This window comes from Streptomyces sp. NPDC045998 (assembly GCF_056430285.1).
In genome coordinates, this window is sequence record NZ_JBWKLJ010000016.1 from 75,425 (window position 1) to 99,400 (window position 23,976).

General features: G+C 73.9%; 18 protein-coding genes. 10 read left to right on the forward strand and 8 right to left on the reverse strand.

Annotation, left to right across the window (positions count from 1 at the left end; all coding sequences use genetic code 11):
* The first annotated feature begins 17 nt into the window (after positions 1-17).
* The gene (locus AC07FJ_RS32700; protein WP_361429719.1) at positions 18-920 is read left to right on the forward strand and encodes a hypothetical protein; all 903 of its coding nucleotides are present in this window, start codon (positions 18-20) and stop codon (positions 918-920) included.
* Between the two features lie 28 nt (positions 921-948).
* On the forward strand, positions 949-5,658 hold the full coding sequence (locus AC07FJ_RS32705) for a hypothetical protein (RefSeq protein WP_479052814.1): 4,710 nt from the start codon (positions 949-951) through the stop codon (positions 5,656-5,658).
* Between the two features lie 261 nt (positions 5,659-5,919).
* On the opposite strand, the gene AC07FJ_RS32710 is transcribed toward AC07FJ_RS32705, so the two are convergent.
* Positions 5,920-6,396 carry a hypothetical protein gene (locus AC07FJ_RS32710; protein ID WP_479052815.1) on the reverse strand — a complete coding sequence of 159 codons (477 nt, stop codon included), beginning with the start codon at positions 6,394-6,396 and terminating at the stop codon, positions 5,920-5,922.
* A gap of 383 nt (positions 6,397-6,779) precedes the next feature.
* On the opposite strand from AC07FJ_RS32710, the gene AC07FJ_RS32715 reads away from it, so the two are divergent.
* From AC07FJ_RS32715 to AC07FJ_RS32730, 4 genes are read left to right on the forward strand one after another with little or no spacing between them, the layout of a single operon-like run.
* On the forward strand, positions 6,780-9,659 hold the full coding sequence (locus AC07FJ_RS32715; protein ID WP_479052816.1) for a sensor histidine kinase: 2,880 nt from the start codon (positions 6,780-6,782) through the stop codon (positions 9,657-9,659).
* Positions 9,656-10,111, forward strand: coding sequence for a roadblock/LC7 domain-containing protein (locus tag AC07FJ_RS32720; protein WP_361429711.1), 456 nt, complete (start codon positions 9,656-9,658; stop codon positions 10,109-10,111). Before AC07FJ_RS32715 ends, AC07FJ_RS32720 begins: the two co-directional genes overlap by 4 nt.
* Positions 10,112-10,122: 11 nt before the next feature.
* Positions 10,123-10,551 carry a DUF742 domain-containing protein gene (locus AC07FJ_RS32725; protein ID WP_361429709.1) on the forward strand — a complete coding sequence of 143 codons (429 nt, stop codon included), beginning with the start codon at positions 10,123-10,125 and terminating at the stop codon, positions 10,549-10,551.
* Positions 10,532-11,146: a GTP-binding protein gene (locus AC07FJ_RS32730; RefSeq protein WP_479052817.1), complete on the forward strand. Its 615-nt coding sequence runs from the start codon at positions 10,532-10,534 to the stop codon at positions 11,144-11,146. The genes AC07FJ_RS32725 and AC07FJ_RS32730 overlap by 20 nt, the downstream gene beginning before the upstream one ends.
* Positions 11,147-11,193: 47 nt before the next feature.
* Here the strand turns inward: AC07FJ_RS32730 and AC07FJ_RS32735 are convergent, their stop codons facing one another.
* The gene (locus AC07FJ_RS32735) at positions 11,194-11,997 is read right to left on the reverse strand and encodes a M15 family metallopeptidase (protein ID WP_479052818.1); all 804 of its coding nucleotides are present in this window, start codon (positions 11,995-11,997) and stop codon (positions 11,194-11,196) included.
* A gap of 167 nt (positions 11,998-12,164) precedes the next feature.
* Here AC07FJ_RS32735 and AC07FJ_RS32740 point away from each other — a divergent pair, with 167 nt between their 5' ends.
* Complete coding sequence (locus AC07FJ_RS32740) at positions 12,165-12,683, forward strand: NUDIX domain-containing protein (protein WP_479052819.1); 519 nt, start codon at positions 12,165-12,167, stop codon at positions 12,681-12,683.
* Positions 12,684-12,707: 24 nt separating this feature from the next.
* Here the strand turns inward: AC07FJ_RS32740 and AC07FJ_RS32745 are convergent, their stop codons facing one another.
* Together AC07FJ_RS32745 and AC07FJ_RS32750 are read right to left on the reverse strand one after the other, a co-directional pair.
* A complete protein-coding gene (locus AC07FJ_RS32745; RefSeq protein WP_479052820.1) occupies positions 12,708-12,917 on the reverse strand; it encodes a hypothetical protein in 210 nt (69 codons plus the stop codon).
* A 100-nt stretch (positions 12,918-13,017) separates the two neighbouring features.
* Positions 13,018-15,465 carry a glycoside hydrolase family 31 protein gene (locus tag AC07FJ_RS32750; protein WP_479052821.1) on the reverse strand — a complete coding sequence of 816 codons (2,448 nt, stop codon included), beginning with the start codon at positions 15,463-15,465 and terminating at the stop codon, positions 13,018-13,020.
* 223 nt (positions 15,466-15,688) lie between these two features.
* Here AC07FJ_RS32750 and AC07FJ_RS32755 point away from each other — a divergent pair, with 223 nt between their 5' ends.
* Complete coding sequence (locus AC07FJ_RS32755; protein ID WP_479052822.1) at positions 15,689-17,683, forward strand: acetoacetate--CoA ligase; 1,995 nt, start codon at positions 15,689-15,691, stop codon at positions 17,681-17,683.
* Position 17,684: 1 nt separating this feature from the next.
* Here the strand turns inward: AC07FJ_RS32755 and AC07FJ_RS32760 are convergent, their stop codons facing one another.
* A complete protein-coding gene (locus AC07FJ_RS32760) occupies positions 17,685-19,007 on the reverse strand; it encodes an aminotransferase class I/II-fold pyridoxal phosphate-dependent enzyme (protein ID WP_479052823.1) in 1,323 nt (440 codons plus the stop codon).
* 47 nt (positions 19,008-19,054) lie between these two features.
* On the opposite strand from AC07FJ_RS32760, the gene AC07FJ_RS32765 reads away from it, so the two are divergent.
* Both AC07FJ_RS32765 and AC07FJ_RS32770 read left to right on the forward strand, forming a co-directional pair.
* Positions 19,055-20,359: an MFS transporter gene (locus tag AC07FJ_RS32765; protein ID WP_479052824.1), complete on the forward strand. Its 1,305-nt coding sequence runs from the start codon at positions 19,055-19,057 to the stop codon at positions 20,357-20,359.
* Positions 20,360-20,372: 13 nt separating this feature from the next.
* Positions 20,373-21,269 (forward strand): hypothetical protein, encoded by an 897-nt coding sequence (locus AC07FJ_RS32770; RefSeq protein ID WP_479052825.1) that lies wholly within the window; start codon positions 20,373-20,375, stop codon positions 21,267-21,269.
* Between the two features lie 60 nt (positions 21,270-21,329).
* On the opposite strand, the gene ptsP is transcribed toward AC07FJ_RS32770, so the two are convergent.
* From ptsP to AC07FJ_RS32785, 3 genes are all read right to left on the reverse strand, one after another.
* A complete protein-coding gene (ptsP, locus tag AC07FJ_RS32775) occupies positions 21,330-23,000 on the reverse strand; it encodes a phosphoenolpyruvate--protein phosphotransferase (RefSeq protein ID WP_479052826.1) in 1,671 nt (556 codons plus the stop codon).
* Between the two features lie 84 nt (positions 23,001-23,084).
* Entirely contained in the window at positions 23,085-23,534 is a 450-nt protein-coding gene (locus AC07FJ_RS32780; RefSeq protein WP_479052827.1) for a PTS sugar transporter subunit IIA, read from the reverse strand.
* A 262-nt stretch (positions 23,535-23,796) separates the two neighbouring features.
* Positions 23,797-23,976 (reverse strand): hypothetical protein (locus AC07FJ_RS32785; protein WP_479052828.1); only part of this gene is annotated, 180 nt, incomplete at its 5' end.

Below are 23,976 nucleotides of genomic sequence, written 5' to 3' on the forward strand. Positions count from 1 at the left end.
AGCAAGGAGCCCCAGCCGTGAGCGACCACCACGCAGAGCACGCCGACGCGTGGAGCGAGCTCGACGCCCCGCAGGCGTCCGAGCCCGCCGCCTCCGGCACCGTCACGCCCGCCGACGCGGCCGACGCCGCCCGGCTCGTCTCCTTCGGGCTCCAGCCCAAGCTGCTCCCCGCCCGCGACGCCGAGTACGCCGACCTGCTGCGCCGCTACCGCGAGGAGCCCGCCTTCGCCCGCCTCGCCGACGCCGTCGCCACCGGCCTGGGGCTCATCGTCCTGGAGGTCTCCCCGCGCGCCGGCATGGCCGTCACCGCCGGCGAGGACTCCGTCTTCGCCGTCCGCATGGGTGACTACGCCCGCCGCGCCTCCACCGACTCCGCCGACCGGTTCCTCCACGGCCTCGCCCACCTCGCCGTCGCCGCCCTGGCCTTCCCCCGCCCCGAGGACCTCGCCGACGACACCTACATCGGCCGCATCACCGTCAACGGCGTGGACGCCTTCGTCCGCCAGGCGTGCCGCCGCCTGGAGGAGCGCGCCGAGCAGCAGGGCGAGAACACCGACCCGGCCACCGACGCCCCCGGACTGGAGGCCGCCTGGCGCATCTACGCCCGGCGCAGCGCCACCGGCGCCACCAAGGACGCCCGCCGCCTCGCCGGCTCCACCACCGGCATCATCGGCAAGGCGGTCGCCTTCCTCACCGAATCCGGCTTCCTCCAGCGCACCGGCGACGAGGGCGGCGGCTCCTACCGCACCACCGCGCGCTACCAGCTCCAGGTCCGGGACATGGCGGGCAACGCCGCCATGGCCGAGCTGCTGGAGCTGGGCGTCGTGCCGGTGAGCGACGGCTCCGCCACCCTCCTGCCGCCGCCCGACGGAGACGACCTCGACCTCGTCGCCGACGCCGGCCTGCCCTTCCACGCGTAACCCAGACCAGAAGCGAAAGTCCGCCGCCATGTACGAGCTGTCCCGGGTCCGCCTCTACTCCATCGGGCCCGCCGGTGCGCGCTACGCCGACACCGTGCTGGACCTGCGCGGAGTCGGCGCGCCCGTGCCCCACCCCGCCCCCGCCCAGGCGGAGTTCTTCGAGGAGGAGCCGGTCGGCCCGCCGCGCCGCCCCGCCCCAGCGGGCGTGCTCTTCCTCGAGAACGGCGGCGGCAAGTCCGTCCTCCTCAAGCTGATCTTCTCCGTGATGCTGCCGGGCCACCGCAACACCCTCGGCGGCGCCAGCTCCGGCGTGCTGCGCAAGTTCCTGCTCGCCGACGACTGCGGCCACGTCGCCCTGGAGTGGCAGCACACCCTCACCGGTGAGCTCGTGGTCGTCGGCAAGGTCAGCGAGTGGCGCGGGCGGCAGGTCTCCAACGACCCGCGCAAGTTCGCCGAGGCCTGGTACTCCTTCCGCCCCGGGCCCGGCCTCAGCCTCGACTCGCTCCCGGTCGCCGAGTCCACCGCCGTCCGCGCGCCCGCCGAAGGCGTCTCCGGCGCCCAGGGCCGCCGCCGCACCATGAAGGGCTTCCGCGACGCCCTCACCGAGGCCGGCAAGGCGTACCCGCACCTGGAGGTCTACTGGGAGGAGATCCACGACCGCTGGAACGAACACCTCGGCGACCTGGGCCTCGACCCCGAACTCTTCCGCTACCAGCGGGAGATGAACGCCGACGAGGGCGAGGCCGCCGGCCTCTTCGCGGTCAAGAAGGACTCCGACTTCACCGACCTGCTGCTGCGCGCGGTCACCGACACCCGCGACACCGACGGCCTCGCCGACCTCGTCAGCGGCTTCGGCAACAAGCTCGGCCGCCGCGCCGAACTCACCGCCGAACGCGACTTCACCGCCGGTTCCGTGGACCTCCTGGGCCGGATCGTCGAAGCCGCGGACACCCGCGCCCGCGCGCGCGACGTCCACGCCGGAGCCGAGCGCCGCACCCGTACGCTCGCCCGCCGCCTCTCCGCCCGCGCCGCCGAGGAGCGCGGGCGCGCCGCCACCCTCGCCGAGCAGGTCACGGCGGCCGCCGACACCGTCACCGAGGCCGAGCAGGTCCGCGCCCGCGCCTCCCTCATCGCCGCCGAACTGGCCTACCGCCACGCCTCCCTGGCGCTCACCGCCGCCGAGAAGGGCGCCGCCGCGCAGCGCCGCGAGCTGATCGACGCCCGCACCCTGCACTCCGCCTGGCAGGCCACCGAGGTGGTCCTGCGCCACCGCGCCGCCGCCGACCGCTCGACGCGTGTGTCCGCCGCCATCCGCGAGGCCGAGCGGGACGCCGCACCCGCGCTCGCCGCCCGCGCGAAGGCCGCCGCCGACCTCGTACGGGCGCTGCACGCCGCCGCCGCGGACGGGGAGCGGCAGGCCGACGAGGAGGAGGAGCGCTCCGCCGCCCTCCAGGAGGCGGCCGAGACCGCCCACCGCGACGCCACCGCCGCCGCCACCGAGGCCCAGCGCGCCCGCAGCGAGGCCGGTCACCTGCGCCAGCGCCTCGCCGAGGTCGAGCAGGAGACCGCCGAAGCCGTACGCGCGGGATGGCTCGACGACACCGCCCCCGACGCCGACCCGGCGCGCGCCGCGCTCGCCGCCAGCGACGCGGAGAAGACCACCGCCGCCGCCTGGGACGAGGCCCGCGAAACCGCCCGCGCCGCGGCCGAACGCGCCCGCGAGGCCGCCGCCGCCGAGTCCCGCGCCGAACTGGCCGCCGCCCGCGCCGCCGACGCCGCCCAGGCCGCCGAGAACGCCTACCAGGCCGAGCGCCGCGCCGCCGACTCCCTCGCCGCCGAGGAACGCCTCGCCGAACTGCTGAGCCTGCCCGGGGCGACCCCGCCCGGCACCTCGGTCGTCCCGGCACCCCGCCGCGGCGACGGCGACCCGTCCGACCCGGACGCGGCATCCGACGGCACCGACCGCACCGACGGCACCGACGGCACCGCGACCGGAACCCGCCCCGCCGCCCAGGGCCCCCTCACCGCCGACGAGCTCGACCGGTACGCCGACGAGCTGCGCGACCTCCTCGACCAGGGCATCGCCACCGCCGAGCGCAAGCTCTTCGAGCTGCGCACCGCCGCCGCCGACGACTCCCGCATCCTCGGCGCCCTCGGCGACGGCGGCCTGCTGCCACCCGGCCCGGACGTCCTCGCCACCGTCGAGTTCCTCGGCGAACAGGGCATCCCCGCGCTCCCCGGCTGGCGCTACCTCGCCCAGGCCGTGGACCCGGCCGACCACGCCGCCGTCCTCGCCGCCCGGCCCGAGCTGGTCGACGGTGTCGTGATCACCGACCCCGTCTCGTACGCCAGGGCACGCGAGGCCCTTGCCGGTGCCGCCCTGCTGCCCCGCTCCGCCGTCGCCGTGGGCACCGCGGCCGCGCTCCTCGCGCCCGTCCCGGCGCCCACGGACACGGACACGGACGTGTTCCTCGTGCCGCCGAACCCGGCCATGCACGACGAGCACGCCGCCGACGAGGAGCGCCAGGCCCTGCGCGCCCGCGCCGCCGCCCGCGACGAGGAGATCCGCGCCCTCGCCGCCCGCCTCACCCGCGACCGCTCGCTCGCCGCCCGCATCGGCTCCTGGCGCGCCGACTGCCCGCCCGGCATGCTCACCGAGCTCGCGGAAGCCGCCGCCACCGCGCGCGTGGCCGCCGAAGCGGCCGAGGCCGCGCTCGCCGAAGCCCGTACCGTACGGGCCGAAGCGGAGGAGGCGGCCGCCGACGCCGCCCGCGTACGCGACGAGCGGCAGGACGCCGCGCAGCGCGCCCGCCGCGTCGCCGACGCCCTCGCGGGCCTGGCCTTCCGGCTGCGCGAACGGGCCGGCTGGCAGGCCCGGCTGCGCGAACTGGCCGACGAGGCCGCCGAGTACGAAGCCCGCGCCCAGACCTGCCTGGAGCGGGCGCGCGCCGCCGACGAGGACCGCCGCGCCGCCCAGCGCGCCGCCGACGACGCCCACCGCACCGCCCGCGCCCTGCGCGCCGAGCGCTCCGAGATCGCCGGCGCCCCGGAGAACCTGCCGGAGGAGGACGGCGACGCCCCGCGCGTACCGTTGGCCGCCCTGCGCGAGGCGTACCGCGCCGCCTCGCAGCTGTACGAGAAGGTCGGCGTCGGCGCCGACCTGCGCGCCGAGCAGGCCCGCGCCGAGAGCGACGAGTCCGCCGCCCTCGCCGAGCTCGACCGCCTCACCAACAAGGTCCGCACCCGCGCCGAACAGCTCCTCCAGAGCCCGGACGGCGCCGACGGCCCCTCCCGCCAGGCCGCCGCCGCCCGCGCCGAGTCCCTGGTCCAGATGCTGGAGACCCGCGCCTCGGAGGCCAGCGAGAAGCTCGGCCGCCTGCGCGGCGAGGCCGAACGCCTCGCGCCCGAGGACGGCGAGTCGCACACCGAACTCCCCGAGGAGCTCATCCCCACCGACGCCGACCACGCCCAGTCCCTCCTGCGCTCCGCCACCGCCGATCTGGCCGCCCGCACGGACGAGCTCGAAGCCGCCCGCGCCTCGCACGCCCGGCTCGTCCAGGCGCACCGCGCCGCCGAGGACGCCGCCGGCGGCTTCGACGAGACGGCGGCGCTCCTGCGCGACCACGCCACCGAGGAGGAGCCGGAGGCCCCCGAGCCGTACCCCGGCAGCCTGGAGGAGGCGCGGCAGTCCGCCGCCGAGGCCCGCCGCTCCCTGCGCGGCTGCTCCCAGGACCTGTCGGCCGCCGAGGCCGCCGTACGCGAGGCCTGTGACGTCCTCATCCGGCACGCCAACTCCACGCGGTACGAACAGGTCCGCACCCCGGCCCGCCAGCAGATCCGCGAACTGCCCGCCTCCGCGCTGCCCGAGCACGCCGCCAAGTGGGCCGAGGCGTTCGCGCCCCGGCTGCGCGTGCTCACCGACGAGCTGGCGCAGCTGGAGCGCAACCGCGACTCCATCGTCGACCGGCTGCGCGGACTGGTGGAGTCCGCGCTCACCACGCTCCGCTCGGCCCAGCGCCTTTCCCGGCTGCCCGAGGGGCTCGGCGAGTGGTCCGGTCAGGAGTTCCTGCGCATCCGGTTCGAGGAGCCCGACCAGGCGACGCTGACCGAGCGGCTCGGCGAGGTCATCGACGAGGCGACCCGCGCCGCCGTCAAGAAGAACTCCGACCTGCGCCGCGACGGCATGTCGCTGCTGCTGCGGGGCGTCCAGGCCGCCCTGCAGCCCAAGGGCGTGGCCGTGGAGATCCTCAAGCCCGACGCGGTGCTGCGCGCCGAGCGCGTACCGGTCGGGCAGATGGGCGACGTCTTCTCCGGCGGGCAGCTGCTCACCGCCGCCATCGCGCTCTACTGCACGATGGCCGCCCTGCGCAGCAACGACCGGGGCCGCGACAAGCACCGCCACGCCGGCACGCTCTTCCTGGACAACCCGATCGGCCGCGCCAACGCCACGTACCTGCTGGAGCTGCAGCGGGCCGTGTCGGACGCGCTCGGGGTCCAGCTGCTGTACACGACGGGCCTGTTCGACACGACCGCGCTCGCGGAGTTCCCGCTGGTCATCCGGTTGCGCAACGACGCGGACCTGCGTGCGGGGCTGAAGTACATCAGCGTCGAGGAGCACCTGCGGCCTGGGCTGCCGCAGCAGAGCCCGGCGGGGGAGACGGCCGTGCACGGCGAGATCACGGCGACGCGCATGTTCAAGCGCACGCAGACGCCCGAGCCGGCGCCCCCCGCGGAGTAGCCGCGGAACCGCCGCCGGTCTCCGGCCCGCCGGGGTGCGGGCCGGTGGGCGGACTGCTGGGGTGCGGGCCGGTGGGCGGACTGCTGGGGTGCGGGCCGGTGGGCGGACTGCTGGGCGTTGCGGCGCAGCAGCCCGGTGATCGTCAGGGGCCCGCCCCGCGCCGCCCCGGGCCGGTGCCCGGCACCTGCGGGCACCGCCGCCCGGCCAGGCACCAGCGCCAGCCAGGCACCAGCGCCCAGCCAGGACCGGCTCCGGTGTACCTCAGGCCCGGGAGAGCGTTCCCGCGCCCTGCCGCCCGCGGCCGGAACCCGAACGGGAACCCGCGCCGGTACCGGCACCCGCGGCGGCCTCCTCGCCGCCTAGCCGTATGCGTGCCGCCTCCCGCGCCGCCCGCGTCTGCACGCGCGCCGCCCGGCGGGCCATACGCCGCTCACGCCGCAGCTGACGCGCCGTGCTACTCGGCACGGAGACGACACCATGGCGCTGGTTCCACACCTGCCGGGTGACCCACACGTCCGCCGCCGCCCACGTCGCCACCACCGTGCTGGCGATGCTGCTCAGCACCATCGGAAACGCCAGCCACGAGCCCGCCAGCGTGCACAGGAACGCCACCGTCGCCTGTATCAGGGTCAGTGAGGCGACGAGCACGGCACGCACCGCCGCCGTACGGACCGGATCGGGCAGCCTGCGCCGCGTCGCCGGTTCCTCCACCCACAGTTCCCGCCGCTCCGTCGTCATCGCAACCGCCACTCCCCACAGCCGACCGTTTTCAGGGTGGCTGCCCGTCATGAGCCGCTTTACGCCGACAGTTCCGCGCCTCCCCTGTTCGTAGACGTACGGCCGGCGGCGAAGATTCCCCGCGGAACGCACAGTTCCAGCCAACCGTTACCGCCGGGCACATGTCGCCCCGCCAGGGACCATCCACCGCAGACGGAAGTGCCAGAGCGGCGAATACCCGGAAAACCCGTGATCGACGCCCCGCCCCACGGCTGAAAATCGCCCGGACGCACCTTCGAGATGCCTGCGATGCAGTAGTAGGCTCGCGCCGTTTGTTGATGTGTTGATGTGTACACCCGCGCCGGACGGCACCCTCACCGGTCGGGTCCGAGCTGGGGGAGGCCATGCGCTTTCGCGGGAAGTCGATCCGCAGGAAGATCGTGGCGTTGCTGCTCGTGCCGCTCGTCTCCCTCACCGGGCTGTGGGGGTTCGCGACACTCCTCACCGGCCGGGAGGCCGACCAACTCCTCGACGTCGGCTACATCGTCGAAAAGGTCGGCTACCCCCTTGAGGACACCGTCCGCGTCATCCAGCGGGAACGCCGCCAGACCCTCGTCTACCTCGCCGATCCACGCGCGTCCGACGCCCTCCCCACCCTGCGCCGCGAACAGGCCGCCACCGACCGGACCATCGCCCGCATCCGGGCCAACGCCGCCGACTCCGGCGTCACCGACGCCATGCAACCCCAGGCGGCCCGTCGGCTGAGCTCGCTCCTCCAAGCCTTCGACGGCCTCTCCGGACTGCGCCGTTCCGTCGAGAACCGTGCCGTCGGCCGCATGCAGGCGCTCGAGTTCTACAACCGCCTCGTCGACCCCTGCTACACCTTCCTCCTCAACCTCCACGCCCTGGAGAACGTCGAGATGGACAAGCAGGGCCGCGCCCTCGTCGGCGTCGTGCGCGCCCGCGAGATGCTCTCCCGCGAGGACGCCCTCGTCTCCTCCGCCCTCATCAACAGGCGTATCACCCCCGAGGAGATCCGCGCCCTCACCGACCTCGTCGCCCAGCGCCGGCTCTTCTACGAGGTCAACCTGGAGCTCCTGCCCGGTTCCGAACGCGAGCTCTTCGAGCAGTACTGGCGCAGCCCCGCGACCGAACCGCTGCGCGACGCCGAAGAGGCGCTCATAGCCGCCGGCGCCACCGAGACGCCCCGCACCGTCCAGGCATCCCACTGGAGGGACGCCGCCACCCCGGTCCTGGACCACCTCGCCTCGGCCAACACCGAGGCGGGCGACCGCTACCAGGACCGCGTGCAGCCGACCGCGTACAACGTCCTGCTCAAGGCGGGGATCGCCGGTGTCCTCGGCTTTCTCGCGCTGCTCGTCTCGATCATCGTCTCCGTCCGCATAGGCCGCGACCTCGTCCGTGACCTCCGGCGGCTGCGCAAGGAGGCCCAGGAGGTCTCCGGCGTACGGCTGCCGAGCGTGATGCGCCGCCTGGCCGCCGGCGAACAGGTCGACGTCGAGACCGAGGTGCCGCAGCTCGAGTACGACAAGGACGAGGTCGGCCAGGTCGGCCAGGCCCTCAACACCCTGCAGCGCGCCGCCGTCGAAGCCGCCGTCAAGCAGGCCGACATGCGCCGCGGCGTCTCCGAGGTCTTCGTCAACCTCGCCCGCCGCAACCAGGTGTTGCTGCACCGCCAGCTCACCCTCCTCGACACCATGGAGCGTCGTACGGAGGATACGGACGAGCTGGCCGACCTGTTCAAACTGGACCACCTGACCACGCGCATGCGCCGTCACGCCGAGGGCCTGGTGATCCTCTCCGGTGCCGCCCCCTCCCGCCAGTGGCGCAAGCCCGTCCAGTTGATGGACGTGGTACGGGCGGCGGTCGCCGAAGTCGAGGACTACGAACGCATCGAGGTGCGCAGGCTGCCGCGCATCGGGGTCAGCGGGCCGGCCGTCGCGGACCTCACCCACCTGGTCGCCGAACTCCTGGAGAACGCCACGGTGTTCTCCCCGCCGCACACCGCCGTCCAGGTGCACGGCGAGCCGGTGGCCAACGGCTTCACCCTCGAGATCCACGACCGCGGGCTCGGCATGGCCCCGGAGGCGCTGCTCGACGCCAACCTGCGTCTCGCCGAGACACCGGAGTTCGAACTCTCCGACACCGACCGGCTCGGCCTCTTCGTGGTGAGCCGGCTCGCCCAGCGCCAGAACGTACGGGTGTCGCTCCAGCCCTCCCCGTACGGCGGCACCACCGCAGTCGTCTTCATCCCGGCCGCGCTGCTCACCGAGGCGCCCGAAACCCAGGGCTCGGGCTTCCGGCTCGACCGCAAGGGCGGCGACCGCAGGGCCGGCGACCGGAGGACCGGCGACCGCAAGGCGCTGGACCGCAAGACGCTGGACCGCGGGGCGGTCGACGGCCGCACCGACGAGGTGCCGCCCCGGCGCGCGGCCCTTTCCCAGGTGCCCTCCGGGCTCGACCCCTCCCTGCTGGACGGCCCCGTCGAGCTGGAGCCTCCGGTCGGCGCCCTGCCCTTCGACGACGCTCTCACCGGCCCTCTCACCGGCCCTCTTACGGGTCCCCTCGGCCGCCTGGGCGACATCGACGACCTCGCCGACCTCACCGACCTCGCGGACATCGACGAGACGGAGAGCGAACGGGGCGGACTCTTCCGCCCCAGGAGCCCGTTGCGTCCGGTCACCGGCCGCTCCTCCGCGGCCTCCGACGAGACACAGCACCACCAGGCGGCCGACCAGGCCCGCGAGCGCCAGGCCGACGGCCCCGTCCCGCTGCCCCGCCGCAAGCCCTCGGTCCCGACCCTGATCGCGCACCGCGGCCGGCGCCTCGACGAACGCGGCCGCGCCCACCCCGCCACCGAGGGCACCGCGGAGCAGAGCCGCGGGGTGCACGGCTCCGACCCGGAGGCCACCCTGCTGCTCGGCGGCCTGCCCCGCCGCGTACGGCAGGCCAGCCTGGCCCCGCAGCTGAGGGACACCCCCGACCGCTCCGCCGACCGAACTACGGACCGGTCCGGCGCAGGGCACTCCGAACGCGACGCCGAGCGCGACCCTGGACGCGACGCCGGGCGCACCGGTGAGCGCGTCGCCGCCCGTCACGACGCCGAGCGTGACGCCGAAGCAGTACGCACCCGCATGGCCGCCATGCAGCGCGGCTGGCAGCGCGGGCGCCGGGAGAACGCCGAGGGCGACGCCCCGCCGGCGCCCCGCGCGCTCCGCGGTGAGACAGCACCACGAACGACACCGGAGGGGGACGGTCCATGACCGCACCGAACGCCGCAGCAACCACGTCGACCGGCTCACCGGGCGCGCCGGGTTCAGCAGGCCAGCTGAACTGGCTCCTCGACGAACTCGTCGACCGCGTCGGCTCCATCCGCAAGGCGCTGGTCCTCTCCAGCGACGGCCTGCCCACCGGCGCCTCCCAGGACCTCAGCCGTGAGGACAGCGAGCACATGGCGGCCGTCGCCTCCGGATTCCACAGCCTCGCCAAGGGCGTGGGCCGCCACTTCGACGCCGGGCGGGTCCGGCAGACCGTCGTCGAGCTCGACGACGCCTTCCTCTTCGTCACGGCGGCGGGCGACGGCAGCTGTCTCGCCGTCCTGGCGGACGCCGACTCCGACGTCGGCCTCGTCGCGTACGAGATGACGCTGATGGTCAAGCGGGTGGGGGCCCACCTGGGGACGGCGCCGCGGACCGGACTGACCGCAGGAGGATAACGGGGGATGCGATGAGTGACGCAGCAGGGCAGCACAGCCGGCACAGAGGCCGGACCCGCCGGGAGCCACACCACTGGTTCGACGACGAAGCGGGCCCCGTGGTCCGTCCGTACGCGATGACCCGCGGCCGTACCAGCAGCGCCACCCGCCACCGCCTCGACCTGATCGCGGTGGTCGTCCCCGAACCCGCGGCCGAGGACCCCGGCCGCGACCAGATGCTCTCCCCGGAGCATGTGGAGATCGTCGAGCGGTGCAGCGACTTCCCCCAGTCCATCGCCGAGCTCGCCGCCGGACTCGACCTCCCCGTCGGGGTGGTCCGCGTCCTGGTGGGCGACCTCGTCGAGGACGAACTCGTCCACGTAACCCGTCCCGTCCCGCCGGCAGAACTGCCGGACGTGAACATTCTGCGTGAGGTGATCAATGGCCTTCGGGCGCTCTAGCTCCCACCGCGCCGATCGGCCGGTGGTCGAGCCGGTGACACTCAAGATCCTCGTCGCGGGCGGGTTCGGAGTGGGCAAGACGACCCTCGTCGGCGCGGTCAGCGAGATCCGGCCGCTGCGCACCGAGGAGACCCTCACGGAGGCGGGCCGGCCCGTCGACGATCTGCACGGCGTCGAGTCGAAGTCCACCACCACCGTCGCCATGGACTTCGGGCGGATCACCCTCCGCGAGGACCTGGTGCTGTACCTGTTCGGTACGCCGGGACAGGACCGCTTCTGGTTCCTGTGGGACGAGCTCGCGCAGGGTGCGCTCGGCGCGGTGGTCCTCGTGGACACCCGCCGTCTGGAGGACTGCTTCGCCGCCATCGACTACTTCGAGCGGCGGGGCATCCCCTTCGCGGTGGCCGTGAACCGCTTCGAGGGCGCGCCCGGGTTCCCCGCCCAGACGGTGCGGGCGGCGCTCGACCTCGACCCCGAGGTGCCGCTGCTGATGTGCGACGCGCGCGAGCGCGCGTCGGTCAAGGAGGTGCTGGTGGCGGTCGTCGAGCACGCGCTGACCCTCGCCGACCGGCAGCGCGAACCGGCGGCTCCCTGAGGACTCCGCGCCCCCGGACGGCGGGGGGCACGTCTTCCCGCGTCGGCTCAGCGCCCGGCCACCGAACGCCGTGCCACAGGGAAGTCGAAGTACGTCTCCGGGAAGGGCTCCGGCTTGTACGTGAAGTGCCACCACTCCTCGGGCAGGTTCACGAAACCCTGGGCGGCGAGCGTGCTCTTCAGCAGCTGCCGGTTCGCGCGCTGCACCCCCTGGACGCGGGGATCGTCCGTGTGGGACAGCGTGTCGAAGCAGTCGAAACCCGTGCCCATGTCGAGGGAGTTGTCGGGGAACCGCTCCTCGCGGGGCGCGGAGCAGGGCACCAGCTTCTCGCCCGGCACGTACGGCCGTGTCGGCGGGGCGGGCAGCTTCACGATCGTGAGGTCGACCGTCGAGCCGCGGCTGTGCCCGGACTTCTCGGCGATGTAACCGTCCGCGAAGAGCCGCGACTTGTCCACGAGCGGATAGAACTCCGCTTTCATCCGCTCGTCCCGGAGGTCCTTGGCCCACCGTACGAAGTGGTCCACCGCGCGCTGCGGCCGGTAGCAGTCGTACACCTTCAGGGAGTACCCCTGCCGCAAGAGCCGCACCTGGGCCCGGTGCAGCGCCTGTGCGGCGGGCCTGGTGAGGATGCACAGCGGCTGCCGGTACCCGTCCACCGGCTCACCGACGAAGTTGTGCGCCGTGGTGTAGCGCATCTCCTGGATGATGGTCGGATCCACGGAGCGCAGCGCCACGAACTCCTGCGGCGCCTTGGGCTCGGGCGTGGCCTGCGCGGCGGGTGCCGCCGCCACGGAGAGGAGCGCGGTGGCGGCCGCCACGAGCGTGCGGAGAGCGGTACCGAGTCGTGTCATGCCCACGGATCTACCAGCTCGGCCCGGACGGGTACAGCCCGCCTCGCCCTGAGCCCGCTTTGCCGCAAGCCCCGGCCCCCAAGCCCAAGCCCCCGGCCCAGCCCCCGAGCCCCCCGCCCCCAAGCCTCAAGGCCCCGGGTCCAAGGCCCCCCGCTACAGTCCGCCCTGTGAAGGACTCCCACTGCGGCGCCTGCGGCGCGCCCTACCCGTCCGCGGCCGACTGGCCCCGCACGTGCGCCTCCTGCGGCGACACCGCCTACCGCAACCCGCTGCCGGTCGCAGTCGCCCTGCTCCCCGTCACCGGCACACGCGGGACCGGCCTCGTCGTCATCACCCGCACCATCGAGCCCCACCGCGGGGGCGTCGCCCTGCCCGGCGGCTTCATCGACCACGCGGAGGACTGGCGGCACGCGGTGGTACGGGAGTTGCGGGAGGAGACCGGCATCCCCGCGGCCGCCGCCGACGTCCGCCTCGCCGACGCCATGAGCTCACCCGCCGGCCACCTGCTGCTCTTCGGCCTCCTCCCGGAGCGCCCCGCCGCCGGGCTGCCGCCCTCCGCCGCCACCGCCGAGACGTCGGGCCACCACGTCCTGTACGCGCCGGCGGAGCTCGCGTTCCCGCTGCACACCGCGGCCGTACGGAACTGGTTCGCCGGCCGCTACGGGACGGGGACACCCTCCGGGTGATCCCGCGCGGGGCCCTGCTGAGACCTACAGGCGATCCAGCGACCGCAGCGCCGCCTCGTCCGCGCTGCGGTCGGCCGTCAGCGCCGGGTCGCTGCCCGTGTTGCCGTACTCCTGCACGGAGTAGTTGCCGTTCTGGGTGTTCACCCCGCGGTCGCCGACCGCCGAGGCGGCCGAGGCGGAAGCGCCGAGCACGGCCGCGGCGACACCGGCGGTCGCCAGCACCTGCTTGATCATGGTCCATCCCTTCGTCGAGCGGTCCGGCACCGAGCGGCCGGGCCCGCCCTGCGTAACGCCGCACCCGGCGCGCGTGTGCGTGTCGTTCACCCGTTTGCCGTCATCCCGCCACCGCGCCCAGCCCCCGCACCCTCACCCGTCGTTCCTCCACCGGCCGCGCGCCGTCGTCCGTCACCCGCTCCACCCGGACCCCGCCGTCCACCAGTCGGCTCGTGTACCGCTCCACCTCCGCCCGTTCCCAGCCGTCACCCGCGTCGCGCACCACCAGCCCACCGCCCGTGCGCCCCGCCGCCGGAGCCCACACCTCCAGCTCCTCCTCGCCGTCCTCGCCCCGTACGGGGATCACCGCCCCGCCCCGCGCGAGCACCGGGATACGCGACAGCGGAGCGTCCAACAGCACCTGACCCGGCCCGTCGTACGCCCGGCCGGTCGCGGTGTCGTACCAGCGCCCGCGCGGAAGCCGTACGGCCCGGCGGTCCACGCCGCGCGCCATCACCGGCGCCACGAGCAGCGCGTCGCCCAGCAGGAAGGCGTCCTCACAGTCGCGCAGCGCACGGTCCTCCGGAGCACCCCACCACAGCGGCCGCGCGTACGGCGCCCCCGTGAGCCGCGCCAGATGGGCCAGCGTCACGAAGTACGGCCGCAGCCGTTCGCGTTCGGCCAGCGCCACGCGCGCGTGCCGCAGCACCCGCGGCCCGAACTCCCACGGCTCGCGCAGCCCCGCGTCGATCGCCGAGTGCGTACGGAACAGCGGCAGCCACGCGCCCAGCTGGAACCAGCGCAGGAAAAGCTCCGGCGAAGGGATCCCGTCGAACCCGCCCACATCGGGCCCCGAGTACGGCACCCCGCACAGGCCCAGTCCCAGCACCAGGGAGAGCGACGCCCGCAGCCCCGGCCACCCGGTCGACACATCGCCCGACCACGTCCCCCCGTACCGCTGCATCCCCGCCCAGCCGGACCGCGAGAAGAGGAACGGCCGCTCGTCGGGCCGCAGCCGCCGCAGCCCTTCGTAGCCCGCCCTGGCCATCGTCAGGCCGTACACGTTGTGCGCCTCGCGGTGGTCGCCGCCCCGCCCTTCCAGGGCGTGCCGCGCCGAACGGGGCAGCGTCCTGTCACCGAACGCCGCGAACGACACCGGTTCGTTCATGTCGTGCCACACCCCGGAGAAGCCCTGCGCGAGCCGCTCCTCGTACAGGCCGCCCCACCACGTCCGTACGGCGGGATCGGTGAAGTCCGGGAACACGCACTCACCCGGCCACACCAGCCCCCGCACCTCACCGCCCCGCCCGTCCCGTACGTACGCCCCCGAGGCCCCGACCGACCGCCCGCTCTCGTACACCGCGTTGCCGCGCTCCGCCCTGACCCCCGGGTCGACGATCGACACCAGCCGTACCCCCGCCTCGCGTGCCTCCCGGGCGAGCCCGGGCAGGTCGGGGAACCGCTCCCGGTCCACCGTGAACACCTGGTGCTCCCGGTAGTGGTCGATGTCCAGGTGCAGCGCCGACAGCGGCAGCTCGTGCTGCCGGTAGCCGGCCACCACGCGCCGCACCTCCCGCTCCGTGCCGAAGCCCCACCGCGCGTGCTGCGGTCCCAGCGCCCAGGACGGCGGCAGCGCGGGCGCGCCGGTCAGGGTGGTCCAGCCGTGCAGCACGCGCGCGGGGGTCCCCACCACGACCCAGCAGCGCAGCGGGCCACCGCTCATCCGCACCTCGCTCGCCCCCGGCCGGTCGTGCCCCGACCCGGCGCCCTCCTCGCCCTCCCGCAGGGTCACCAGCCCGTCCCAGGAGTTGTCGTGGAAGGCCAGATGGGTCCCCGCGTCGGACACCACCAGCTGCACCGGCATGGTGATGTAGAGCGGGTCGTCACCGGGACCGAAGCCACCACCCGGATCGGTGTTCCACAGCCGGTACGTGCCGTCCCGCAGCCGTGGCCCCGACGCCCGCCCGCCGAGCCCGAAGAACCGCGCGTCGGCCGGTACCTCCGAGCGCTGCACCCACCGCACGGGACCCGCCGCGGCACCGCCCGCCGGGCCCCTCCCGCCCACCGCCTCCCCGCCCGTCGTCCCCCCGCCCGCGGGCTCCCGGCCCACCGGCTCCCACCAGCGGGGCGGCAGCTCCCGGCGCAGCATGACGCCCCCCGGCGTGCGGATCTCCACGGCGCCGTCGCGCGACACCGCCACCGTCACCCGCTCCGCCACCACCCGCCAGCCGCCGCCCGTGTCCGGCTCCAGCACGGCCCGCTGGTCCGGCTCCGGAGGGGCACCGGCCAGCGCGTACGACGGGAGCGGCTCGGCCCCGTCCCAGCCCCAGAAGACCGTGCCGCCGGCCGTCACCCACACCCGCAGCACGGACCGGGCGAACGTCACCACGCCGCCGCCCGGCAGCGGCTCCGCCCCCTGGGCGGGCCCCGGTGTCCGCGCCCGTTCGGCTCCGCGAGGCGGCAGCCCCCAGGCGTCCGTACGGCGCTGCCGCCACGCCGAGCGCACGGCCCGCAGGCCCCGTACCGTCGAGAAGACCTTCACCGAACGCACCAGATCACGACCGTCCATGCGGCTCACCCTGCCACCCGTCCACGCGCGGGGGAGGGCCGTTCAACTGCCGTTCACCCGTGGTGGGACCACATATTCAGCCTCGCGACCATGGGCGGGGAACCCTGGTGCGAACAACGATCACATGGCATCGTCCCTGTCAGCCGCGTCACGCGCACACCCCGCACGTGCGCGCGACCCACGCAGACCCGCGTACAGGGACGTACAGCCAGGGAGCAGCCCCATGACCTCAGAGCACGCGCAGCCCGAGCCGCTCTGGCAGCCCGACCAGGACCGTATCGCCACCGCCGCGGTCACCCGCTTCCAGGCCTGGGCGGCCGAGCGGCACGGAGCCCCGGCCGACGGCGGCTACCCCGCGCTGCACCGTTGGTCCATCGAGCACCTCGACACCTTCTGGCAAGCGGTGGCGGAGTGGTTCGACATCCGCTTCTCGACGCCGTACGAGCGGGTCCTGGGCGACCGCTCGATGCCCGGTGCCCAGTGGTTCCCCGGCGCCACCCTCAACTACGCCGAGCACGCCCTGCGCGCCGCCGCCGACCGCCCGGACGCGGCCGCCCTGCTCCACGTCGACGAGGCCCAGGAGGCGACGCCCATCAGCTGGGCGGAGCTGCGCCGGCAGGTGGGCGCCCTCGCCGCCGAGCTGCGCGCCCTCGGCGTACGCCCCGGCGACCGGGTCAGCGGCTACCTGCCCAACATCCCGCAGGCCGTCACCGCCCTCCTCGCCACAGCCGCCGTCGGCGCCGTGTGGACCTCCTGCGCCCCCGACTTCGGCGCGCGCAGCGTGCTGGACCGCTTCCAGCAGGTGGAACCGGTCGTCCTGTTCACCGTCGACGGCTACCGCTACGGCGGCAAGGAGCACGACCGCCGCGACACCGTCGCCGAGCTGCGCCGCGAACTGCCCACCCTGCGCGCCGTCGTCCACATCCCGCTCCTCGGCACGGACGCCCCCGAGGGCGCCCTCGACTGGTCCGCCCTGACGGACGGCGACGCGGAACCCGTCTTCGAGCAGGTGCCCTTCGACCACCCCCTGTGGGTGCTGTACTCCTCCGGCACCACCGGCCTGCCCAAGGCGATCGTCCAGTCCCAGGGCGGCATCCTCCTCGAGCACATCAAGCAGCTCGGCCTGCACTGCGACCTCGGCCCGGAGGACCGCTTCTTCTGGTACACCTCCACCGGCTGGATGATGTGGAACTTCCTCGTCTCCGGCCTGCTCACCGGCACCACGGTCGTCCTGTACGACGGCAGCCCCGGCTACCCGGACACCGGCGCGCAGTGGCGCGTCGCCGAACTGACCGGGACCACCCTCTACGGCACGTCCGCGGCGTACGTCATGGCCTGCCGCAAGGCGGGCGTCCACCCGTCCCGCGACCACGACCTGTCCCGCATCACGTGCGTCGCCACCACCGGCTCCCCACTCCCTCCGGACGGCTTCCGCTGGCTCCACGACGAGGTCCGCGACGACCTGTGGATCGCCTCCGTCAGCGGCGGCACGGACGTGTGCAGCTGCTTCGCCGGCGCCGTGCCCACCCTTCCCGTCCACGTGGGGGAGCTCCAGGCCGCCTGCCTGGGCACCGACCTCCAGGCCTGGGACCCGCAGGGCAAGCCCGTGACCGGCGAGGTGGGCGAGCTGGTCGTCACCCAGCCCATGCCGTCCATGCCCATCCGGTTCTGGAACGACCCGGACGGCAGCCGCTACCGCGACAGCTACTTCGAGATGTACCCCGGCGTCTGGCGCCACGGTGACTGGATCACGATCACGGACCGCGGCTCGGTCGTCATCCACGGCCGTTCCGACTCCACCCTCAACCGCCAGGGCGTCCGTATGGGGAGCGCCGATATCTATGAGGCGGTGGAACGCCTCCCCGAGATCCGCGAATCGCTCGTCATCGGCCTGGAGGAGCCCGACGGCGGCTACTGGATGCCGCTCTTCGTCCACCTCGCCGAAGGGGCCGCCCTCGACGACGAGCTGATCGACCGCATCAAGCGGACCATCCGTACGGAGCTGTCCCCGCGCCACGTGCCCGACGAGATCATCGAGGTCCCCGGCGTCCCGCACACCCTCACCGGCAAGCGCATCGAGGTGCCGGTCAAACGCCTCCTTCAGGGCACCGAGCTCTCCAAGGCCGTCAACCCCGGTTCCGTGGACAACCTCGACCTGCTGCGCTTCTACGAGGGGCTCGCGCGCACCCGCGCCGCCAAGGGCGGGAAGATGAGCTGACTCAACCTCCGTACATGGCCTCGGACTCGCCCAGTACGCCGGCGAAGTCCGAGGCCAGCCGCGCCGCGCCGGGCGGCTCCAGCGTCGCCGTCGTGATCCGTACGGCGGTGGGCGCCGCGATCCGGAAGCGGGCCCCCGCGGCCACCCACCAGCCGTACGACCGCAGCCCGTTGACGACCGCCGACTCGTCGCGCACCGGCACCCACACGTTCAGGCCGCTCGCCCCGTGCGCCGCGATCCCGCGCCGCGCCAGCTCACCGAGCAGCGCCTCCCGCCGCTCGGTGTAGGCCGTCTCGGCCCGCCCCACCAGCCGTGCGGCCTCCTCGTCGGCCATCAGCCGCGCCACCGTCTCCTGCAGCACGTGGCTGACCCACCCCGAGGTCAGCAGCATCCGCCCGTCGTGCCGGGCCAGCGTCGTCGCGTCACACGCGAGCCCCGCCCACCGCAGGTCGATGCCCAGATGCTTGGAGACCGTGCGCACCTGCGCCCAGCGCGTCAGCCCGGCGGCCGCCAGCGTCACGGCCGACGGCGCCCCGGAGATCTCCGCGTTGTGGTCGTCCTCTATGACCAGCACCTCGGGGGAGCCTGCCAGCACCTCCACCAGCGCGTCCCGCCGCTCCCGAGTGAAGTACGCGCCCCTGGGGCTCTGCCCGCGCGGACTGCACACCAGCGCCCGTACGCCCGCGCGAAGGGCCGCCCGCAGCGCCTCGGGCAGCATCCCCGCGTCGTCCACCGCGACCGGAACCATCCGCAGGCCCAGCGCCGGAACCAGGTCCAGCAGGTGATGGAACCCCGGATCCTCCACCGCCACCGAATCGCCCGGCTTCAACTCCGTGGAGAGCAGCCGCGCCACGCAGTCGAGAGCGCCGTGCGCGAAGGTGACGTGCTCCGCCGGAACCCCGTCCCGCGCGAACCACGCGCGCGTGAGCTCCTCCAGCGCCGCCAGCCGCGGTGACGCCCGGTGCGACCCGGGCACCGGCGTCACTGGTGACGGGGGCCGGAGCTCCGGCAGGAACGCCGGGTCCGGATGGCCGCCCGCCAGATCGCGCACCCCCTCCGGCACCCTCGGCGGCCGCCGCGACCCGACCGACGGCGCCTGCGCCACCACGGTCCCGCCCCTGCCCCTGGTCACCACGATCCCGCGCTGCCGCAGCTCCTTGTACGCCGTCGCCACGGTCCCGGGGCTGACTCCCAGGTCGTCCGCGAGCCGCCGCACCGGAGGCAGCGCGGCACCCGGCCCCAGGCCTCCGTCGGCCACGGCCCGCTCGATGGACGCGGCAATCCCCCTGGCCGACGTCCCACTGATCGCATATTGTGCTGCCACGTACTCAACTATGTATCAATACATAATACGGAGTCAAGGGGGAAACGGTGAACCAGCACCGTCACCGCACCGCGCCCACCCCGCGCACGCGGAGCCGCATCCACATCCCGGGGGGCCGTGACGGCCGCCGCATGCTCGTCATCACCCTCATCGACAAAATCGGCACCGGACTCTGGGCCACGGCCGTCGCCCTCTACTTCACCCAGGTCAGCGGCGTGTCCGTCGCTCAAGTCGGCATCCTCATCGGCGTCTCCGGAGCCATAGGCATCGCCGGCGCCCCACTCGCCGGCCGCCTCGCCGACCGCTTCCCCGTCACCCGCGTCCTCATCGGCGCCCAACTCCTCCGCGCCGCCGCGCTCCTGGCCCTCCTCACCACCGACAGCTACGCCCTCCTGCTGCTCTACTCCGCCATCGGCGCCCTCCCCGACCGGGGCTCCAACGTCCTCACCAAGCTCTACGCCGCGCGCGTCGCGGGCCCCGAGCGCACTCGCTACCAGGCCGTCAACCGCACCGCGGCCAACATCGGCTGGGCCCTCGGCGGCCTCGCCGCGGCAGCCGCCCTCACCGTCGGCACCACCACCGCCTACCAGGCCCTGCTCGTCGGCAACGCCCTCTCGTACGTCGTGATCGCCGCGCTCACCCTCCGCTGCGCCGAACCCCCGTCACCCTCGCGCGTCGCCGCCGCCTCCACCACCTCCGCGGCCACGCCCACCCCCACCCCGCCCTCCAACCCCTGGCGCGACCGCACCTTCCTCCTCTACACCGCCACCGAAGCCGCCCTCTACCTCGACGACGCGATCCTCCAGGTCGGCCTGCCCCTGTGGATCATCCACGCCACCGACGCCCCCGTCGGCCTCGCCCCGATGCTGCTGGTCCTCAACTCGGCCCTCGTGATCGTCTTCCAGGTGCCGCTCGCCCGCTTCGGTACCACCCCCGCCGCCGCCCGACGCCTGCTCACCCCGCTCGCCTGCCTCTTCATCGCGGGCTGCCTCGCCCTGGCGGCCTCCGCGACCGGCGGCACCTGGACCGCCATCGCCACCCTCACCGCGGGAGCGATCGCCCTCACCTTCGTGGAGATGCTCCACGCCGTCGTCTCCTGGGAACTCTCCGTCGCCCTCGCCCCCACCGACGCCCAGGGCGCCTACCTCGGCGTCCACGGCCTCGCCGCATCCACCCAGCGCAGCGCGGGACCGCTCCTCGTCACCGCCGTCATCGCCGCGGGCCCCCTCGCCTGGCCCCTCCTCGGCGCCGGCTATGCCGCCCTCTGCCTCGCCCAGCGCCGCCTGGTCCACGACCGAGTCCGCGAAGCCACGTTGTCAGACCCCTCGGTTACGGTGAGTGAGCACCGATGAACCAGGGGGATTCATGGCACACACCCGGAGCACCACCGCGATGCGGCGCGCCCTGCGCCGCGAAGTCCCGAGCACCGTCGGCCTCCTGGCGGACGAAGAGGACTTCACGGCCATGCGCCGCTACCGCACCTTCACCTTCGACGACCACGCGACCTACCTCCACCAGGTCGAAGCCCTCCTGAGAAGCCTCGCCTCCCAGGGCGGCCACACCACGGTCACCCTCTTCGACCCCGAGGACTACGCCGTGTACTGCGCGCAAGCGGGCCTCGACCCCGACAGCCCCGCCAGCCGCAGCCGCTTCACCGCCGAAGTCGCCACCACCGGCGCCGGCCTCGCCTACACCGGACAACCCATCGACCGGCTCGTCCCCGCCCTCATCAACAAAGCCGTACGCCACGCCACCTGGGAGTACGCCACCATGCTCCTCGCCGACGCCGGAGAGTGCGCCCGCTGCGGCCAGGACATCGGCCGCGACGCCTTCGACCGGGCCTCCTACCTCCTGCACCGCCTCCTCCAAGAGGCCGGCCCCGGCACCCACCACGTCGTCTGCAGCATCCCCGCGCGCGACGAGCAACTACTGGCCGTGCTCCACGCCGAGCGCCCGGACACCGGCCCCACCGTGCTCGACTCCGCCGAAGGCGCCGAGTTCACCACCGTCCTCGCGGTCGGCATCGCCCTCCAAAGCGCCGGTGGACTGGTCCTGCGCACCACCACACCGGCCGCCCCCGACCGCGTCCACGGCTGGCGCCTCGACCGCGGCCGCCTCATCCCGCTGAGCGCCGCCGAGGTCTTCAACGCCTACTGCACCGACGCCGACACCGGCGAACCGCTCTCCCCGGAGCCCAACGTCGACTACCTCGCCGGATTCGACATCACCGGAGATGACGACCTGCCGCCCCCGCACCACTGAGCGCGCAAGCGAAAGGGGCTTCCCCGCCACCGCGGGAAAGCCCCTCCAGCCTCCGTGCGCCTACTCGCCGGACAGGACCGCCTGCGCGGCCAGCCGCGCCTCCTCGGCGGTGTCCGCCGCCCGCGCCGCCGCGGCCGCCCGCTCGCACTGCGCCAGCGTGTGCTTCGCCAGCGTCGCGCGTACGTACGGAATCGAAGCGGCGCCCATCGACAGGGAGGTGACCCCGAGACCCGTCAGCACACAGGCCAGCAGCGGATCGGACGCGGCCTCGCCGCACACACCACAGCTCTTGCCCTCGGCCCGGGCGGCCTCCGCCGACAGCGCGACCAAGTCCAGCAGGGCCGGCTGCCACGGGTCCTGCAGCCGCGACACCGCACCCACCTGCCGGTCGGCGGCGAACGTGTACTGCGCCAGGTCGTTCGTGCCCAGCGACAGGAACTCGACCTCCTGCAGGATCGAGCGCGCCCGCAGCGCGGCGGACGGAATCTCCACCATCGCACCGAACTTCGCCCGCAGCCCCGCCTCACGGCACGCGTCCGCGAACGCCTTCGCGTCCGTACGGTCCGCCACCATCGGCGCCATGACCTCCAGGTACACCGGAAGCCCCTCGGCCGCCTTCGACAGCGCCGACAGCTGCGTCCGCAGCACCTCCGGGTGATCCAACAGCGCCCGCAGCCCCCGCACGCCGAGCGCCGGGTTCGGCTCGTCCGCCGGCGTCAGGAAGTCCAGCGGCTTGTCCGCGCCCGCGTCCAGCACCCGCACGACGACCCGGCCCTCGGGAAACGCCTCAAGCACCTTCCGGTACGCCTCGACCTGCTTGTCCTCCGACGGCGCCTGCTTGCTGTCGTCCAGGAACAGGAACTCGGTACGGAACAGACCGACACCCTCGGCACCGGCCTCCACGGCCGCCGCCACATCGGCCGGCCCGCCCACGTTCGCCAGCAACGGCACCTTGTGCCCGTCGGACGTCGCCCCCGGACCGGTCGCCGCCGACAGTGCCGCCTTGCGCTCGGCGGCCGCCCGCTCCAGCTCGGCACGCCGCTCGGCGGTCGGCTCGACGAAGATCTCCCCCGTGCTGCCGTCCACCGCGATCACGGTGCCCTCCGCCAGCTCCCCGGCACCCGGCAGCGCCACCACGGCCGGCACACCGAGAGCCCGCGCCAGGATCGCGCTGTGGCTGGTCGGCCCGCCCTCCTCGGTCACGAACCCCAGGACCAGCGACGGGTCCAGCAGCGCCGTGTCCGCCGGAGCCAGATCCCGCGCGATCAGCACGTACGGCTCGTCACTGTCCGGAACACCCGGCATCGGCACACCCAGCAGCCGCGCCACGATCCGGTTCCGTACGTCGTCGAGGTCCGCGACCCGCCCCGCCAGGTACTCCCCGGCCCCGGCGAGCAGCGCCCGGTACGCGGCGAACGCGTCGTACACCGCCCGCTCGGCCGTGCTGCCCACGGCGATACGACGGTCGACGTCGGCCATCAGCTCCGGGTCCTGGGCCATCATGGCCTGCGCCTCGAGCACGTGCTGGGCCTCACCGCCGGCCAGATTGCCGCGCGCGATCAGATCCGCCGCGACCGCTTCCACGGCCTGGCGAGCACGCCCCTGCTCGCGCTCCGCCTCATCGGCCGGAATCTGCTTGGCCGGCGGCTCCAGGACTGCCGTGCCCATGTGCCGAACCTCGCCGATCGCCACACCGTGGCTGACGCCGACGCCTCGCAGCGTTGTCTCCATTACACCTGTCTCCGATTGAGTGGCGGCCCGCCGCCACCACGTTTGAATGTCCGACCCGTCGCCGTCCCGGGGACAGCGGCACGCTCACTGCCAGGTGAAGAGAGACTCTCCGGCTTCCACGTCGCCCTCCTCACGGAGCCCACCGAGGGAGTCGGCGGTGGCTTCCAGGGCCACGATCGGACAGATCGCGGACTTGCCGGCCTCCTCGACGGCCGCAGGGTTCCACCGCACGACGGCCTGTCCGCGCGTCACGGTGTCGCCCTTGCTCACAAGGAGCTCGAAGCCCTCGCCGTTCATCTGCACGGTGTCGATGCCCAGGTGCGTCAGCACCCCGTGCCCCTCCGCGTCCACGACGACGAACGCGTGCGGGTGGAGGGAGACGACCACGCCGTCGACGGGAGAGAGCGCCTCGGAAGGCTCACGCACGGGATCGATGGCGGTACCGGGCCCGACCATCGCCCCGGAGAAAACGGGGTCCGGCACAGCGGCGAGTCCGATGGCCCGGCCGGCGAGCGGCGACGTCACGATGGTCATGGGGAGCCTCCCAGGGGGCGGAGATTCTGTGTCGCCGTCACTGCCTGTCCCGGACGGCGTACTGTCAGAAGCGTATGTCATGAGATGTCCCGGTTCCGCCCGAGAAGCCCATGTTCATGGCCCTCGGGAGCACCGGAGCGATTTGCCTCAACTACCGGCTGCAGGTAGGGTCATACACCTGCCTGACCCCGACACAACAGTGAGTCGCAGGTCGTCGGCAGCACCTATCAAGCCGAGATCCTAACTGGTCTACACCAGTGGTCTACACCTCTGTGCCGATCGCCTCCGGGTGGTGGTCAGAGAGGCGGAGAAAGCCTGATAGTGTTTGAACCCGCCGGAAAGGGAAGCGCGAAAGCGAAGAACAGCCCGGCAGCCCGCTCCAGCGGGTGGCGGAAACGGAAAACGGATCTGCTAAGCTGGAAACACGAAAGACCGAAGGGAA

Bases quoted from the DNA above. Each gene is read 5' to 3' on its own strand.
- AC07FJ_RS32710 (WP_479052815.1), bottom strand. From the start codon at position 6,396: ATGACGACGGAGCGGCGGGAACTGTGGGTGGAGGAACCGGCGACGCGG.
- AC07FJ_RS32735 (WP_479052818.1), bottom strand. From the start codon at position 11,997: ATGACACGACTCGGTACCGCTCTCCGCACGCTCGTGGCGGCCGCCACC.
- AC07FJ_RS32780 (WP_479052827.1), bottom strand. From the start codon at position 23,534: ATGACCATCGTGACGTCGCCGCTCGCCGGCCGGGCCATCGGACTCGCC.
- AC07FJ_RS32770 (WP_479052825.1), top strand. From the start codon at position 20,373: ATGGCACACACCCGGAGCACCACCGCGATGCGGCGCGCCCTGCGCCGC.
- AC07FJ_RS32720 (WP_361429711.1), top strand. From the start codon at position 9,656: ATGACCGCACCGAACGCCGCAGCAACCACGTCGACCGGCTCACCGGGC.
- AC07FJ_RS32750 (WP_479052821.1), bottom strand. From the start codon at position 15,465: ATGGACGGTCGTGATCTGGTGCGTTCGGTGAAGGTCTTCTCGACGGTA.
- AC07FJ_RS32715 (WP_479052816.1), top strand. From the start codon at position 6,780: ATGCGCTTTCGCGGGAAGTCGATCCGCAGGAAGATCGTGGCGTTGCTG.
- ptsP (WP_479052826.1), bottom strand. From the start codon at position 23,000: ATGGAGACAACGCTGCGAGGCGTCGGCGTCAGCCACGGTGTGGCGATC.
- AC07FJ_RS32705 (WP_479052814.1), top strand. From the start codon at position 949: ATGTACGAGCTGTCCCGGGTCCGCCTCTACTCCATCGGGCCCGCCGGT.
- AC07FJ_RS32745 (WP_479052820.1), bottom strand. From the start codon at position 12,917: ATGATCAAGCAGGTGCTGGCGACCGCCGGTGTCGCCGCGGCCGTGCTC.
- AC07FJ_RS32725 (WP_361429709.1), top strand. From the start codon at position 10,123: ATGAGTGACGCAGCAGGGCAGCACAGCCGGCACAGAGGCCGGACCCGC.
- AC07FJ_RS32730 (WP_479052817.1), top strand. From the start codon at position 10,532: ATGGCCTTCGGGCGCTCTAGCTCCCACCGCGCCGATCGGCCGGTGGTC.
- AC07FJ_RS32755 (WP_479052822.1), top strand. From the start codon at position 15,689: ATGACCTCAGAGCACGCGCAGCCCGAGCCGCTCTGGCAGCCCGACCAG.